Origin of the sequence: Frankia sp. CpI1-P (assembly GCF_001421075.1) — a bacterium.
Classification (GTDB): Bacteria; Actinomycetota; Actinomycetes; order Frankiales; family Frankiaceae; genus Frankia; species Frankia torreyi.
In genome coordinates, this window is sequence record NZ_LJJX01000013.1 from 1 (window position 1) to 13,902 (window position 13,902).

Consider the following 13,902-nt stretch of genomic DNA (forward strand, 5'->3'; position numbering starts at 1 on the left):
ACGCCGGATGGTCCGCGTTCGTCGGGATGCTGGAGTACAAGGCCACCCGGTACGGCCGGGTGTTCGTCCGGATCGGTCGCTTCGAGCCCACCTCGCAGGTGTGTTCGACCTGCGGTGTGAAGGACGGCCCGAAGCCGCTGGACGTCCGGGAGTGGACGTGCGCGGCCTGCGGGTCGCATCTCGACAGGGACGTGAACGCGGCGGTCAACGTCGCGAAGGCCGCCGGACTGGCGGCGTCTGCCCGTGGAGCGCAGGTAAGACCGGCACCCGTGCCGGCACCGCGCGGCGAAGCGGGAACCCACCCGAAGCTTGCCCCCGTCGGGGTGTAGCAGGCGGGAATCTCCGCCCTTCAGGGCGGAGAGGATGTCAATCGTGCGCCCACTCCACCTGCTGATCGAGTCTCTCGGCGCGCAGGGTGGGAGGGCCGTCGTCACCGGCCTCGGGGCGACGAGATGGTCGCGGTCTCGCGTGAGGGGTGCCCGAACCCGGATCCGCCGGTCCGGCCCACCCGTTCACATACCCTGGACTGATCGACTTGGGGAGCAGATGCCGGACGACTGGCAGCAACTCAAGAATCTTGAACGGCGCCAGCTCGCCTCCCCGAAAGCGTCGCGTTCCTGACGACCGGAAGAATGTCGAGCCGGGCGGAGATCAGCAGGTAGCGGGACGCTGATCCGTGGCTCGCGGGGGCTTGCGCCAGACGGAGACGTGACTTTCGCTGTCGGTGGTGAAAGGGCTGCCGTCCCAGTCGGCGAACCGGCTCTCCGGCTCCAGGCCGGCGAGTTGCGCCATGAGGTCGCATTCGGCCGGCCAGATGTATCGGAACTCGCCGGAGCCGTGGCGCACCGTCCCGTCGGCCTCGTGCCAGTAGTGGTGGGAGGTGCACCGCTGGGTGGCGAGGTCGTAGGTGTCGAGCACGAGGTGTCGATCATCGGTGCGGATCGGGACCGCGGACTGGCCGGGAGGCAGGCGCCGTAGCGGCGGCACCCACAGCTCAACGACAAACCGCCCGCCGGGGGCGAGATGCCGGGCGGCGTTGCGGAAGCATGCCACCTGCTCCGCCTGGGTGCGCAGGTTGGAGATGCTGTTCCACACCAGAAAGACGAGGGAGAACTCGCCGGGCACAGCGGTCGTGGCCATGTCGCCGACGACCACGGGCAGGGTCGCCTCATCGACCTTGCGGCGCAGTCGGGCGGCCATCGAGGCCGACAACTCGATGCCGGTCACGGGAACGCCTCGGGCGGCCAGCGGGATTCCGACGCGACCGGTGCCGATCGCGAACTCCAATGCCGCGCCCGAACCGGCGAGACGGGCCAGCAGATCGACGGTCGGACCGAGCACCTCCGGCGCGAACTTCTCGGCGGAGATGGTGTCGTAGTGCTCTGCCGTTTCGTCGTCCCACACCTCGCTGCTCGTCACGGCGCCGCAGGCTAACGGGCGGAAAGCAGCTCTGTCGACCCATTTTCCATGCCTGGTTCGCCTGCTCCGCGAGGCAGGCACGCTATGGGCTTAGGCGATCTGACGAAGATCATCGCCGTAGTCAAAGATGATCCGCATCCGGGCGCCCAGCGCTCGGGCGTACCGGCTCAGCGTCGCGACCTCATTGACCTCGAGGTCACCGTTTTCGATCTGGCTCACCCGTCCGGGGGAGACGCCCATCAGCTCGGCCACCTGGCGCTGGGTCAGCCCGAGCCGTTTGCGCTCCTCGGCGAGATGGAAGGCGCCGACCCAGGCCTCGGTACGCGCCCGCTCGACGGCGAGCGCCTCGTCGTCGCCGTCATGCAGGTCGGCACGGATGTCCTGCCAATCATGGAACTCGGTCATGAGCCTTCCCGCCGTTTCCGCTCGAAAGCCAGCCATCCGTCGTATGCGGCCTCCGCAGCCGGGATCGCAGTCTTGTACCACCGCGACCAGTCGCTGGCCTTGTTGCCGGCGATCAACAGCGCCGCCTGCGACTCCGCCGCATTGTGACGCAGCCAGTCGGTCTCAGTCGGTGAGGTGGTTGATCGCGCCGGTGCGGACGGCGGCGCAGATCTGGCGCCAGACGGCGGCGGGGATCTCGATGTGGTGGCTGCCGAGGTAGCCGTAGCGGAGGTGGACGTGCCCGTCCCGCTCGGCGGCGAGGCCGCCGCTGGCGGCGGTCCAGGGGGTCCAGGCGGCGTTCAGCCGGTGGAACGCTCCCCGGTCGCCGGCGCGGATCTCCGCCCGCAGGGCGAACCAGATCGCCCTGGGCATCCGCAGGTCCGGGTCGGTGCCGGCCGTGTAGCTGATGGCGACGGTCTCACCGTCACGGGCGAACGCGACGTCGGGACTGACAGCGGGCCGGCGCCAGGCGAGCTGGTCCGGGGGGCTGGCCATGGTCGCTCCTGCGTAGTGGTCTCCGGTGACCCGTCGGCGCGGGACCATCCGGGTTCCTCGCCGACATGGGCAGTCTGTGCACGTGACCGGGTGACCGCCAGGTGTGCGCACGATGCGTGCGGTGCCGTGCCGTGCTGTGCGCCGCTGCGGCCGCGGACCCGACGTCAGGCGAACGGGGAGGAACAGCGACGGGTGAACGAGGACAGGACCGGCGCGGCGGCGCTGGGGCGGCGGATTCGGAGTCTGCGCGGCCGGATGAGTCAGGACACGCTGAGCCGACGGATCGGGTTTCATCGGACCCGGATCTCCAAGGCCGAGAACGGGGAGCTGCCCTCCGCCGATCTGTGCGCCGCTCTCGACGACTACTGGCGGACCGGCGGGGAGATCGCCGCCTGGCAGGCCCGACTCGAGGCGGCACGAGACGGCGACGGCGACGGCGCGGCCGGGACCGACCGCAGGCAGGTTTTCGAGTTCTCCGCGGCCGGGTTGATCGCCGCGGACACCTACCGGCGGCGCGCGCGCCGCAACCCGGACGTGCTCACCCTGACCGAACTCGACGACGAGCTCGACGGTCATGCGGCGGTGTTCACGACCACGCCCCATGCGATCCTCGCCCCGCGGGTGTATCGCACCTGGCAGTCCGCCGAGCGGCTCCTCGACGCGGGCGCCAAGACCAGGGCACAGGCGAAACTCACCCAGATAGCCGGCTACTCGGCGTACATGCTGTCGCGGCTGGCGTTCAATCTCGGCGATCAGGCCGCCTCGCGGCGCTTCGTCACCCAGGCCGGCGACCACTCCGACCAGATCGACGACCCGGTGCTGACCGCCTCCATGGCGGCGATGTCCTCCACCCTGGCGTTCTACGGCCACCAGTACGCCGAAGCCGTCGAAGCCGCGTGCCGGGCACCCGACCATCCCTACACCCGGGCCAGGCTCGCGGCCTATGAGGCGCGGGCCCTGGCCGCCCTCGGCGATCCGGCCGGCACCCGGGAGGCGCTGGAACGGATGCGGCGCGCCGTGATCGATGTCCCGGCCCGGCCGGGAAGCTCGCCGTTCGGACCTGCGACGGCCGAATCGTTCACCGCCGGGGTTCTGGCCCGTCTCGGCGCGGGCGACGAGGCGGAGCCGATCGCCCGCGGCGCCGTCGACGCCTTCGAGCGCGGTCGGGCCGTCGGCTTCGAGGACCACGGCCACGCCGTCATGGTTCTCGCGACCGCCCTCGTGCGCCGCCCGCGACCTGATACGGCCGAGGCGGCCCGGCTCGGGATGCGGGCCCTGGCGATCCTGGCCGCGAGCCCGACCCAGACGCTGATCAGCCGCGCGGGACGGCTCGCGGCCGATCTCGCCGGGCAGGCTCCCCTCCCGGAGGTCGTGGACTTCCGTGAACGGCTCAACGCCGTTACCCGGCCGGCTTTGATGGATGGATGATCCTCGACATAGGCGAGTCGCTCCCCGCGGTCATGGTGCCGACCGTGCGTACCGAGCGGCTCATCCTGCGCGGGTGGACCGCCGATGACATCCCCGCCTACACCCGGATGGCGTTGAACCCGCAGATGAGCCGCTACACCGGATCGCCGTCGAGTGAGGGCGCGGTCTGGAACATGTTCGCGTTGCAGATCGGGCACTGGGCCCTCAACGGCTTCGGTATGTGGCTCGCGCACGAGCGGGCCACCGGGGAGTTCATCGGACGCGCCGGCCTTTACCGGGAGTACGGCTGGCCCGGCCTGGAAGCCGCCTGGACCATCCGCCCGGAGCGGTGGGGGGAGGGATTCGCGACCGAGGGCGGTGCCGCCGCGATCGAGTACGCCTTCGTCGGTCTCCGCGCCGACCGGGTCATCTCGATCATTCACCCGGAGAACGCGGCGTCCATCCGGGTCGCGGGCAAGCTCGGCATGACGTTAGCGGAAGCCACCGAGCGTAACGGTCAGCCGCGGCACATCTACGCGATCAGCCGTCCCGACTGGCGGCCGCTCAGCGCGGGATCTCGGTGAGCTGTCCGTACGTGTGTACCTGTGCTAGGGGCCGTCCGTGCTGTGTGGTCATCCGTGCTATGTGGTCATCCGTGCTGCCCATGCCGTTNGTTGCGTGTTCAACCTCTGGTCGTCGGTGTGCAGGAGGCTCCGCGAGGAGCGCGAGCTCGCCTCCGCCTGCCCATGACGCCTGCCCATGACCCTGCACGAGGAGCAACTGCATTGCGTAGATATTCGCGTGGGAAAATGCGACTCGCTGTCGCCACAGTTCTGGCCGTCGCCGCCCTCGGCCTGTTCGGTATGCCGGCGGTGGCGCAGGGGCCGGCGGACGTGCGGATCAACGAGGTCGAGTCGAGCGGTGGATCGCCCGGCGACTGGGTGGAGCTGACGAACATCGGTTCGGCGGCTGTGGACGTCTCCGGCTGGGTCGTCAAGGACAACGACGACTCGCACGTGTTCACGGTGGCGTCGGGCACGTCGCTGGCGGCCGGGGGACATCTGGTTCTCGATGTCGATCCGGTGTTCGGCCTCGGTAGTTCCGATTCGGTGCGGCTGTATCAGCCGGGTGGTACGACGCTGGTCGATTCCTACACCTGGACCTCGCATGCGTCGACGACCTACGGGCGCTGCCCGGACGGCACCGGTTCGTTCACGACGACCACCGCGTCGACCCGAGGCGCGGCGAACGCCTGCCCCGCCAGCGCGTGGCCCGGCGGCTCGGCCGTCGCCACCGCGGACGANGCGAACGTGTTCGGCACGAACCTCAGCGGCCTGTCGTTCCAGAGCTCCGGTGTTCTGTGGGCGGTGAAGAACGGCCCCGGCACGCTGTACCGGCTCGTGCCGAACGGCGCGAAGTGGCAGCCCGACACGACCGGCGGCTGGGCCTCGGGCAAGGCGCTGCACTACGCCAGTGGGACCGGTGATCCCGACGCGGAGGGCGTGGTCACCACCCCTGACGGCGTGGTCGTCTCCACGGAACGGGACAACAGCAACAACGGCGTCAGCCTGCTGAAGGTCCTGCGGTACGACGGCTCCGCCACGGGCACCTCGCTGAACGCGACCGCGGAATGGAACCTCACCTCCGACCTGCCTGCCGTGGCGGCCAACAGCGGGCTCGAGGCCATCTCGTGGATCCCCGACACGTACCTCACCGCGCACGGCTTCCACGACGAGCACACCAACACCGCCTACGACCCGGGCGCCTATCCCGGCCACGGCAGCGGCCTGTATTTCGTCGGTCTTGAAGCGAACGGCACTGTCTACGCCTACGCGCTCAACCAGAGCGGCGGCGGCTACACCCGGATCGCCACCGTTTCGAGCGGCTTCGCCGGGGTCATGGACCTCGAGTACGAGCCCGCGACCGGCCACCTGTGGGCCGAATGCGACGACACCTGCCAGGGTCGCACCGCGACGCTCGACATCAACGCCGCCGGCCGGCTCGCCGTCACCGCCGTGTACGCCCGCCCCTCCGGGATGTCCAACTACAACAACGAGGGGTTCGCCCTCGCCCCGCAGGACACCTGCTCGGCCGGGCACAAGCCGGTCGTCTGGTCCGACGACGACAACGACTCCAGCCACGCGCTGCGCAGCGGCACCCTGACCTGCACACCCTGACGTCCCGACAGGGGTGGGCGGCCCGGCCGAGCCGCCCACCCCCATCACTCCCGTCGGGCGCAGGGTGGGTCAGCGGGCCGTCGTCCGGGAGTAGAGCAGGGCGTTCGGGGAACCGTCGCCGACGTTGGTCAGCGCGCCTTGGGTGGCGGCGTTCACGATGGCGGTGCGGACCCGGTCGGGGCCGGCGCCGGGATGGGTGCTCAGGAAGAGGGCGGCGGCTCCGGTGACGTGCGGGGCCGCCATGGAGGTCCCGCTGATGGTGTTGGTGGCGGTGTCGGAGGCGTTCCAGTCGGACGTGATGGCGGTGCCGGGGGCGAACAGGTCCACGCACCTGCCGAAGTTGGAGTACGAGATGTCGCGGCTGTCGTCGGCGGTCGTCGCGCCCACGGTGATGGCGCGGGGAAGTCGGGCGGGGGAGAAGTCGCACGCGTCGCTGCCGCCGTTGCCGGCCGAGACGGAGTAGGTCAGGCCGGCGTTGATGGACTGGCGTACCGCCAGGTCCAGCGCCCGGGACGCGTCGCCCTCCAGGCTCATGTTCACCACGGCGGGGCTGGCGTGGTGGGCGGTGATCCAGTCGATGCCCGCGATGACGCCGCTCACTGTGCCGAAACCGTCGCAGTCCAGCACCCGTACCGCGACCAGGCGGACCGACTTGGCGACGCCGTACGTCGATCCACCCACGGTCCCGGCAACGTGCGTGCCGTGGCCGTTGCAGTCGTCGGTGCCNTTACCGTCGCTGATGGACGAGAAGCCGCCCGAGGCACGGCCGCCGAAGTCCTTGTGGCTGGTCCGGATGCCGGTGTCGACGATGTACGCGGTGACGCGGGCACCGGTCGAGTCGTAGGTGTACTTGTGATCCAGCGGGCGGTCGCGCTGGTCGATGCGGTCCAGTCCCCAGTCGGGCCGCCGCTGCGTGATGTCGGCCCGNACCACCTGGTCGGCCTCGACGTAGGCGACGTCGGGGTCGGCGCGCACTGCGGTGAGCTGCTGGGCGTCGAGCCGCGCCGCGTATCCGTTCACGGTCTGGCGGAACTCCCGGTCGACCCGCACGCCCATACCCCGGGCACGGCCGACGGCGGGCGCCGGACCGCTCGGCGACGCGGCGGATTTCAGCACGACGATGTACTGGCCGGCGGGGTCGGATGGGGCTGCGAGGGCGGCGTCCACCGCGGCCGTCTGCGCCACGACGAAAGCGGTGACGAGCCCGCCGGTCGCCGCGAGTCGACAAAGGCTTCTTCTCATTGGTTCTACTCCTCCGGGCCGCGCCGGATCGGCGCGCCGGTCGCGGGGCGGGTGCACCGGGAGGCGGATCAGCCGAGCCCGAGGCCGCGCGCGACCGTCAACTGGATCTGGTTGGTCTGCCGGATGCCCTCCAGCGCCTTCCGGTTGGCGGCGAGGTCGGGGCGTTGGAGCTCCGACTCGACGTCGAACCAGACGCCGACCAGATTGGTCTGTTTCTTACAGGTGATGTCGGTCGCCGCCACGGCGGTTTCCGTCGCCGACACCGGGCCCGTGCGGAACCGCGGATCGGCGGCGGCGTCCAGCGGCGACGAATAGTGCAATCCATGCCTGCCCATGCAGGCCGACCAGGCGCGCAGGACCTCCTGCACGCGCCCGTCGCGGCCGGATGCGAAATAGCTGGTCTGGGAGAGCCGCTGCGCCAGGTCCGGGTCCGTGCCGGCGGGTGCGCCCGCATTCAACCGGCGTTTCGCCTCACCGGCACAGCCGCCGGCCGGGATGGGGCGCCCGTCGACGGCGCCTGGATGCCGGCCGGTGAGGATGTCGAGGGTCCCGGGATCCGGTGTCGTCGCCGATTCCGCGGGCGTCGGGGGTTCGCCGGCCGGTCGAGGCTTCGACACGCGGTAGCCGGCCGTCGCGGCCAGTGCCGCGTCGGTGATGCCGTAGCGGCGTTCGTTCAACGTGGCCGGCAGGTCCGAGGCGACGGGCCGCGGCCGCGGATCGGGCAACCCGAAGCGGCGCGTGCACTGGGCGAGCAACGCCCGGTACGCCCGGGCGACCGACGCGGATTCGCGCGGGCTGAGCAGGTACCGGTCGAGGGGAAGGTGCAGCGCGGCGCCGTCGAGAAGCACCGGCGGCCGGACCGCCGCCACGGCGGCGGGCGCGCTGGAGCGCGTGCCCCCGCAGCCGGCGACGAAGGCCGAGACGAGGGCTACGGAGAGGGCCAGCGCCGCCGCCGGCGCCCACCGGGAGGCGAGGTCGGGCCATTCGGGGGCGGCCCGCCGGCGGGGGGCATGATGCCGGCCGAAACGGCCCGCCTGGTGGGGCATCGGTCTCCTGTCGGTCACCGCGGCCGGCACAGCCGATCAGGGCCGATCCTGATCGTCCGGTTGGGGACGGGACCGGCCCTGAAACGGCGCGTTGTCGGCGGGAGCGGTCTAGCGATTGGATCGGTTTTCTAGCGGGCTCAGACCCAGATGAAGGACTCGACGTTGTTGATGAACGTGCTGGTGAAGTTGCCGCCGCTGCTGGGGGCGATGGTGCCCCAGGTGCCGGTGCTGTTCACGCCGGTGTAGACGCGGGCGGTGAGGTGCTGGTCGTAGTTCCAGGCGGATTCCGAGTTGTTTCCGACCCGGGCGCCCTGCCCGGCGCCGGGCGAGCTGAAGGTGTTGTTGTTGAGGTTGTTGTCCGAGAAGAAGAAGTCCGCGTGGCTGCCCCCGTAGTTCCGGAAGTACCACAGACAGAGGTCGCCGTCGCCGTTGCTGTACAGGTTGCAGGCCCCGTCGAGGTGCTGCGCGCTGACGCCCCCGCCGTNGCGGCCGGACCTGGTCGTCGCGGCGGCGCTGAGACCCGAGCTGCTCTTGGCCACCGGTGCGCTGGTCCCCGGAGTGGTGGCCGATCCGCCGCCGCTGGCGGCGAGGGCGGGTTGCCCGACGGCGACGACGCCGGCGACTGCCACCCCGCCAACGGCGACGGCGAGGCTCCGGCGAAGGGAGGTCCTGTTCATGTCCATGCTCCTTGCGTCGATGAGAAAATGTTTGAACGCCGCTCCCNCAACGACGTNACGTTGCCCCGGACGCCCTTCCCAGGCACGTCAGATGAATCGCCCGCGCGGCACGCGCATCGTGGTCTCCGGGTGCCCCGGCGGGTCTGGTCGTGACCTGATGAAAGTTGCTTCAACAATGAGGCTTCGTCGCTGGACTTGGTTTCGGTGGTAAAGCGACTGCCTGGTTGGGGAGAATGCTGGGTGCGGATTGAAAGTATGGCGTCGGGTCCGCGGTGTCCAGGATGCCGCCGTAGCGCGTGTCGAGCTGGAGTCGCGGGTTGTCGAGTGGCGCATGTCCCGTCTAATCGGGGAAATTCCGGCTGCTTTTCCCGTGCTGGCGGGCGTATCCGGGTGGTGGTCGGGGCAGGAACGGCGGCGGTGACGGATACCTGACACCGCCGGCCGCCGGGAGTTTCGGCAAACGGACTCGTTCCGTCCGTCTTGCCGGCGCACCAGGGTGTCTCGTGTGGCCGATCGGCGGCCGTCGACGGCGCCGGCAGCCTTCTCGAGGCCCCTCTTCCGCTGTCCTAAAGCCCCTGACNAGGCAAGGCGTGAAGCCGTCGAGTGGGCGAGCCGTTCGGCGTGCTCCCGTGGGGCGGATCGCCGACGCGGGCACACCCGGCGTGCCCGCAGCCGTCGGGGATCGGGCATCGAAGGCTGGGCGACTGGGGCCGACGGCGCCCGTCCGCGGTATCCCGTCCGCGGTATCCCGCCCGCGGCATCCCGCCCGCGCCGGGCCCTGTGGTGTGGCGGGCTCTGCGGGTGTGGCGCGTGAACGAGCGTCGATGAAGGAGTGCCGTCCGAACAGGACGGATGCGGGCGTCGTTCGAACGACTATTCGGCGCGGCTTCCGCGCGCCACCGAAGATCGCCGTTCTTTGACTATCGAAATAGTCGGGAACATCTTGTCTGACTCTTTGTATGGTTATACTTTTTCGCGGTCATCCCTGACAACGATGAGAGCGGTGGCGACATGGGCGAGCGTGCTGGCGATCAGTTGGTCGAGGTCCGGTTGTGCGGGCGGCCGACCCGGTCCGGAAAACCGTGCCGGATGCGCCTCTACGGGCCCGAGATCGCCTGCCGCACGCACCTCACCGAGCACGAGCGCGACGTCGCCGAGGCGTACCAGCGGGGGATGGGCGACGGTCATCGTTGCGGCTGGGAAAACGGTCAGGAAATTGGAAAGCAGCAGGTCGAGCGGCTCCAGCGGCGGATCCGGGAGCTCGAGGGGCTGCTCGGCCGCGGGCCGCTGCGCCACGAGGCCGGCGCCGAGCGGATCGTCGAGATCGACGGGTAGCGGCATCGTCCGGCGCCTCGACGAGGGGCGTTCGGAACCGGCACGTGATCGGTCCGCCGGGCCCGGATATCAGCGACGGCTAGTGGCGGGCGCTGGTATCCGAAAGGTCGGTGGTGTCAGCGGCGTCGGCGGGGGGGCAGGGCGAGGACTTGCTCGGCGGCGTCGCGGATCATCGAGGGCGGGGCGCCGCACGCGCCGACCGTCTCCAGCCCGCGCAGCACGACCAGCACGAGGCCGGCCAGCCGGGCGGGATCGTGGCCGGCGGCGAGCTCACCGGCTCGCTGCGCCTCGCTGACGCACTCGGTCAGCAACGCGTGCGCCTCGGTGAGAACCCGGTTCACCCGCTGCGCCACCTCGGGGTCCGTGCCGGCGAGCTCTGCGGCGCTCTTGGCCATCAGGCAGCCGCGTCGCTCGACGTCGCCGACGATGATCGCCACCATCCCGTGGACGTGCCCCGCCAGCCGCTCGAACGGGCTGCCCGCTGCGCGCAGATCGGCCCGGATCGCGGCGGCCGCCTCGTCGCAGTAGCGGTCCAGGGCGCGCAGGAACAGCGCGTGCTAGTCGCCGAAGGCGCCGTACAAGCTGCCCCGGCCGAGCCCGGTGGCCGCCGTCAGGTCGTCGAGCGAGGTGGCGGTGTAGCCGGTCGCCCAGAACTGGTCGCGCGCCGCGCACACGACCTGGTCCTCGTCGAATGTGCGTGGTCGTGCCATGCAATTGAGGCTACCGTATAGTTTACCGTATGGTCCATAACGGGCTCCGGGGTAGGTGGGCATTGTGTGCCCGATCGGTCCGTTACCTGGGCGATTGCGCGCTTCGCGCGGTTCGTCGGCGTTGACAGGGGCCTGGCGCGAACCGCATACTCCGATCGCTTGTGTGAGGAAGCCGGTGGGAATCCGGCGCGGTCGCGCCACTGTGACCGGTCTGCCTGTCCGTGTGGGCGGCGGTACCGGGAGTCAGACCCGAGCACAGGTGGTCCGAACAACCGGGACGCACGATCCCTGAGGGGGCTTCCATGACCACACCCGTTGCCCAGCCACGGCAGCGATCCATCTCCTTCCCGCTGACCGCCCGCCGGGCGGCGCTCGGGCTCACCGCGCTGCTGTCGCTGCTGCTGCTCTACTTCATCGGTGTCGACCAGGGCGCCACGTCGCTGTTCGGCTCGGATACCCACCTCCACGAGTTCGTCCACGACGCGCGCCACTTCCTCGGGTTCCCCTGCCACTGAGCGGGGGCGGGAAGATGGAGTTCCGCTACATCTACCGCGGTCTGGGGGCCGGCCTGCTGGGCGGGCTGCTGGCGTTCGTCTTCGCCCGCATCTTCGCCGAGCCCCTCGTCCAGGAGGCGATCGACTACGAGGACGGGCGGCACGAGGCGCAGGAGGCGCTGGACGCCGCGGCGGGTCTCACCGCCGGCGCCCACGACCACGGCGAGGTCTTCAGCCGCTCGGTGCAGCGCAACCTGGGCATCGGCGTAGGGATGGCGCTGTTCGGGCTGGCGGTGGGCGGCCTGTTCGTCGTCGTCTACCTGATCGTCTCGCGCCGCTACCCGAACATCCGGCCAAGGGTGCTGGCCGCGCTGCTCGCCGGGGCCGGCTTCGTCGGTCTCTACCTCGTCCCGTTCGCGAAGTATCCGGCCAACCCGCCGGCGATCGGGCACGAGGAGACGATCGGCGCCCGCAGCGCCCTGTACGTGACGATGGTCGCGGTCTCGGTGGTCGCGTTGGGGCTCGCGGTCGTGGTGGGCCGGTGGCTGGCGGGTCGCGTCGGCACCTGGAACGCGAGCCTGGTCGCGGGGGTCGTGTTCCTGGTGCTCGTCGGCGTCGCGATGGCCCTGCTGCCCGCCTACGGGCATCTCGGTGCGAACCGGGCGGAGTTCGGTGACTTCGCCACCGAGACCCCGCAGCCGCTCACGGCCCCGAACGGCACGATCGTCTACCCGGGTTTCCCCGCCGACGTGCTGTTCCGGTTCCGGTTCTACTCGGTGGTCAGCCAGCTCGTCCTCTGGGCGACGATCGCGCTCGCCTTCGGCCAGCTTGCCGAACGCCTCGCCGTCGCGCCGGCCCGCCGGCAGGCGCGGACCGCCGCGTCCGCAGCCGACCGGCCCGCCCCCGCACCGACCACCGCCCCCGCACCGACCACCGCCGCCGGCTGAGCCCTGGCCCGTTCCCGGACGCCGGCTGTTGCCCGGGCGTCCGGGAACGGGGAACACGACGGGGAGGACGGGGGCGCGCAGGATGATCGATCACGAGGTGCGGGTACACCGCAGCGCCGAGCGGTTGGAGCGGCCGGACCAGCTTGCCTGGAAGATCGCCGCGGTGGCGGCGGACTCGGTGGAGGTGGTGCCCGAGGTCGCGGAGATGGTGATCAATCGGGTGATCGACAACGCCGGGGTCGCGGCGGCGTCGCTGCGCCGTCCGCCGGTTGCCGCCGCCCGCGATCAGGCGGTGCGCCATCCGGCTGCGCCGGGGCGGGTCGGCTCGACGGTGTTCGGCCTGCCGCGCGAGGTTCGGGTGTCGCCGGAGTGGGCGGCGTGGGCAAACGGCGTTGCGGTGCGGGAGCTGGACTTCCATGACACGTTCCTCGCCGCCGACTACTCCCATCCCGGTGACAACATCCCGCCGATCCTCGCCGCCGCGCAGCATCTCGGTCTCGGTGGCCGGGACCTCGTCCGGGGGATCGTCACCGGCTACGAGATCCAGGTCGCCCTGGTCCGTGGGATCTGCCTGCACCAGCACAGGATCGACCACATAGCGCACCTCGGCCCGTCGGTCGCCGCCGGTCTCGGGTCGCTGCTCGGCCTGTCCACCGAGGTCGTCTACCAGGCGGTGCAGCAGGCGCTGCACACGACGACGACGACCCGACAGTCCCGCAAGGGGCAGATCTCGAGCTGGAAGGCGTACGCCCCGGCGTTCGCCGGCAAGCTCGCCGTCGAGGCGGTCGACCGGGCGATGCGCGGGCAGGGTGCGCCGTCACCGGCCTACGAGGGTGAGGACGGGTTCGTGGCCTGGCTGCTCGACGGACCGGGCGCCCGGTATGTCGTGTCGCTGCCCGGATCGGGCGAGGCCCGGCGCGCCATCCTCGACACCTACACCAAGGAGCATTCGGCCGAGTACCAGAGCCAGGCGCTGATCGATCTGGCCCGCCGGCTCGGCCCCCGCCTCGGTGACCTGTCTCGCATCAGGAAGATCACGATTCACACCAGTCACCACACCCACCAGGTGATCGGCTCGGGTGCGGGTGACCCNGAGAAGTACTCGCCGACGGCCAGCCGGGAGACGCTCGACCACTCGATCCCCTACATCGTCGCGGTGGCGTTGCAGGACGGCGACTGGCATCACGAGCGGTCCTACGCCCCGCAGCGGGCGGCGCGGCCGGACACCGTGGCCCTGTGGCGGAAGATCGTCACGGTGGAGGATGAGGAGTGGACGCGCCGCTACCACGCGGCGGACCCGGCGGAGAAGGCGTTCGGCGGTCGGGTCGTCGTCGAACGGGACGACGGTGACCCGGTCATCGACGAGATCGCCGTCGCCGACGCCCATCCGCTCGGCGCGCGGCCGTTCGGACGGGCGGAGTACCTCGCGAAGTTCCGCCGGCTGACCGAGGGCGTGGTGTCCGCCGAGGAGCAGGACCGTTTCCTCGACGTCNCCGTCCGCCTACCCGA

General features: G+C 70.8%; 16 protein-coding genes, 4 pseudogenes and 1 riboswitch. Of the genes and pseudogenes, 9 read left to right on the forward strand and 11 right to left on the reverse strand.

The features are described 5' to 3' along the window. A partial coding sequence (locus FF86_RS10990; protein WP_157866940.1) for a zinc ribbon domain-containing protein occupies window positions 1-329 on the forward strand: 329 nt, incomplete at its 5' end. A 322-nt stretch (window positions 330-651) separates the two neighbouring features. On the opposite strand, the gene FF86_RS10995 is transcribed toward FF86_RS10990, so the two are convergent. From FF86_RS10995 to FF86_RS11005, 3 genes are all read right to left on the reverse strand, one after another. Further along, a complete protein-coding gene (locus FF86_RS10995; protein ID WP_044884442.1) occupies window positions 652-1,419 on the reverse strand; it encodes a class I SAM-dependent methyltransferase in 768 nt (255 codons plus the stop codon). Between the two features lie 90 nt (window positions 1,420-1,509). After that, the gene (locus FF86_RS11000) at window positions 1,510-1,824 is read right to left on the reverse strand and encodes a transcriptional regulator (RefSeq protein ID WP_044884443.1); all 315 of its coding nucleotides are present in this window, start codon (window positions 1,822-1,824) and stop codon (window positions 1,510-1,512) included. A gap of 162 nt (window positions 1,825-1,986) precedes the next feature. Further along, complete coding sequence (locus tag FF86_RS11005; RefSeq protein WP_044884521.1) at window positions 1,987-2,358, reverse strand: hypothetical protein; 372 nt, start codon at window positions 2,356-2,358, stop codon at window positions 1,987-1,989. Between the two features lie 192 nt (window positions 2,359-2,550). On the opposite strand from FF86_RS11005, the gene FF86_RS11010 reads away from it, so the two are divergent. The 4 genes and pseudogenes from FF86_RS11010 to FF86_RS65820 all read left to right on the forward strand — a co-directional run. After that, window positions 2,551-3,786: a helix-turn-helix transcriptional regulator gene (locus FF86_RS11010; protein WP_044884444.1), complete on the forward strand. Its 1,236-nt coding sequence runs from the start codon at window positions 2,551-2,553 to the stop codon at window positions 3,784-3,786. Beyond that, window positions 3,783-4,349, forward strand: a complete 567-nt coding sequence (locus FF86_RS11015; protein WP_044884445.1) for a GNAT family N-acetyltransferase — start codon at window positions 3,783-3,785, stop codon at window positions 4,347-4,349. Before FF86_RS11010 ends, FF86_RS11015 begins: the two co-directional genes overlap by 4 nt. A 225-nt stretch (window positions 4,350-4,574) precedes the next feature. Beyond that, on the forward strand, window positions 4,575-5,068 hold a 494-nt coding region (locus FF86_RS45895; protein WP_396229832.1), incomplete at its 3' end, for a lamin tail domain-containing protein. Between the two features lies 1 nt (window position 5,069). Continuing rightward, window positions 5,070-5,942, forward strand: a pseudogene (locus FF86_RS65820) (hypothetical protein); the annotation flags it as partial. Between the two features lie 69 nt (window positions 5,943-6,011). Here the strand turns inward: FF86_RS65820 and FF86_RS45900 are convergent. The 8 genes and pseudogenes from FF86_RS45900 to FF86_RS34710 form a co-directional block, all read right to left on the reverse strand. Beyond that, a partial coding sequence (locus tag FF86_RS45900; protein ID WP_242418554.1) for a S8 family peptidase occupies window positions 6,012-6,668 on the reverse strand: 657 nt, incomplete at its 5' end. A gap of 1 nt (window position 6,669) precedes the next feature. Next, window positions 6,670-6,869: pseudogene (locus tag FF86_RS64060) on the reverse strand (S8 family peptidase); the annotation flags it as partial. Window position 6,870: 1 nt separating this feature from the next. Then, window positions 6,871-7,184 (reverse strand): annotated as a pseudogene (locus FF86_RS45910) (protease inhibitor I9 family protein); the annotation flags it as partial. A 68-nt stretch (window positions 7,185-7,252) separates the two neighbouring features. Continuing rightward, window positions 7,253-8,230 carry a hypothetical protein gene (locus FF86_RS11030; RefSeq protein ID WP_044884523.1) on the reverse strand — a complete coding sequence of 326 codons (978 nt, stop codon included), beginning with the start codon at window positions 8,228-8,230 and terminating at the stop codon, window positions 7,253-7,255. Window positions 8,231-8,367: 137 nt separating this feature from the next. Next, the gene (locus tag FF86_RS45915) at window positions 8,368-8,670 is read right to left on the reverse strand and encodes a peptidase inhibitor family I36 protein (RefSeq protein ID WP_255355759.1); all 303 of its coding nucleotides are present in this window, start codon (window positions 8,668-8,670) and stop codon (window positions 8,368-8,370) included. A 1,200-nt stretch (window positions 8,671-9,870) separates the two neighbouring features. Next, entirely contained in the window at window positions 9,871-10,248 is a 378-nt protein-coding gene (locus FF86_RS33225) for a hypothetical protein (RefSeq protein ID WP_128423271.1), read from the reverse strand. Between the two features lie 110 nt (window positions 10,249-10,358). Further along, the gene (locus tag FF86_RS34705; RefSeq protein ID WP_199865354.1) at window positions 10,359-10,682 is read right to left on the reverse strand and encodes a TetR family transcriptional regulator C-terminal domain-containing protein; all 324 of its coding nucleotides are present in this window, start codon (window positions 10,680-10,682) and stop codon (window positions 10,359-10,361) included. 117 nt (window positions 10,683-10,799) lie between these two features. Next, the gene (locus FF86_RS34710) at window positions 10,800-10,952 is read right to left on the reverse strand and encodes a TetR/AcrR family transcriptional regulator (protein ID WP_199865355.1); all 153 of its coding nucleotides are present in this window, start codon (window positions 10,950-10,952) and stop codon (window positions 10,800-10,802) included. Between the two features lie 167 nt (window positions 10,953-11,119). Then, a riboswitch (cobalamin riboswitch) is annotated at window positions 11,120-11,201 on the forward strand. A gap of 53 nt (window positions 11,202-11,254) precedes the next feature. On the opposite strand from FF86_RS34710, the gene FF86_RS11050 reads away from it, so the two are divergent. The 4 genes and pseudogenes from FF86_RS11050 to FF86_RS45920 all read left to right on the forward strand — a co-directional run. Beyond that, the gene (locus tag FF86_RS11050) at window positions 11,255-11,467 is read left to right on the forward strand and encodes a CbtB-domain containing protein (RefSeq protein WP_044884448.1); all 213 of its coding nucleotides are present in this window, start codon (window positions 11,255-11,257) and stop codon (window positions 11,465-11,467) included. Window positions 11,468-11,481: 14 nt separating this feature from the next. After that, complete coding sequence (locus FF86_RS11055; protein WP_044884449.1) at window positions 11,482-12,393, forward strand: CbtA family protein; 912 nt, start codon at window positions 11,482-11,484, stop codon at window positions 12,391-12,393. A gap of 82 nt (window positions 12,394-12,475) precedes the next feature. Beyond that, window positions 12,476-13,485: MmgE/PrpD family protein (locus FF86_RS11060; RefSeq protein ID WP_242418555.1), on the forward strand; the 1,010-nt coding region annotated here is incomplete at its 3' end. 1 nt (window position 13,486) lies between these two features. Next, window positions 13,487-13,885: pseudogene (locus FF86_RS45920) on the forward strand (MmgE/PrpD family protein); the annotation flags it as partial. Between the last annotated feature and the right edge of the window lie 17 nt (window positions 13,886-13,902).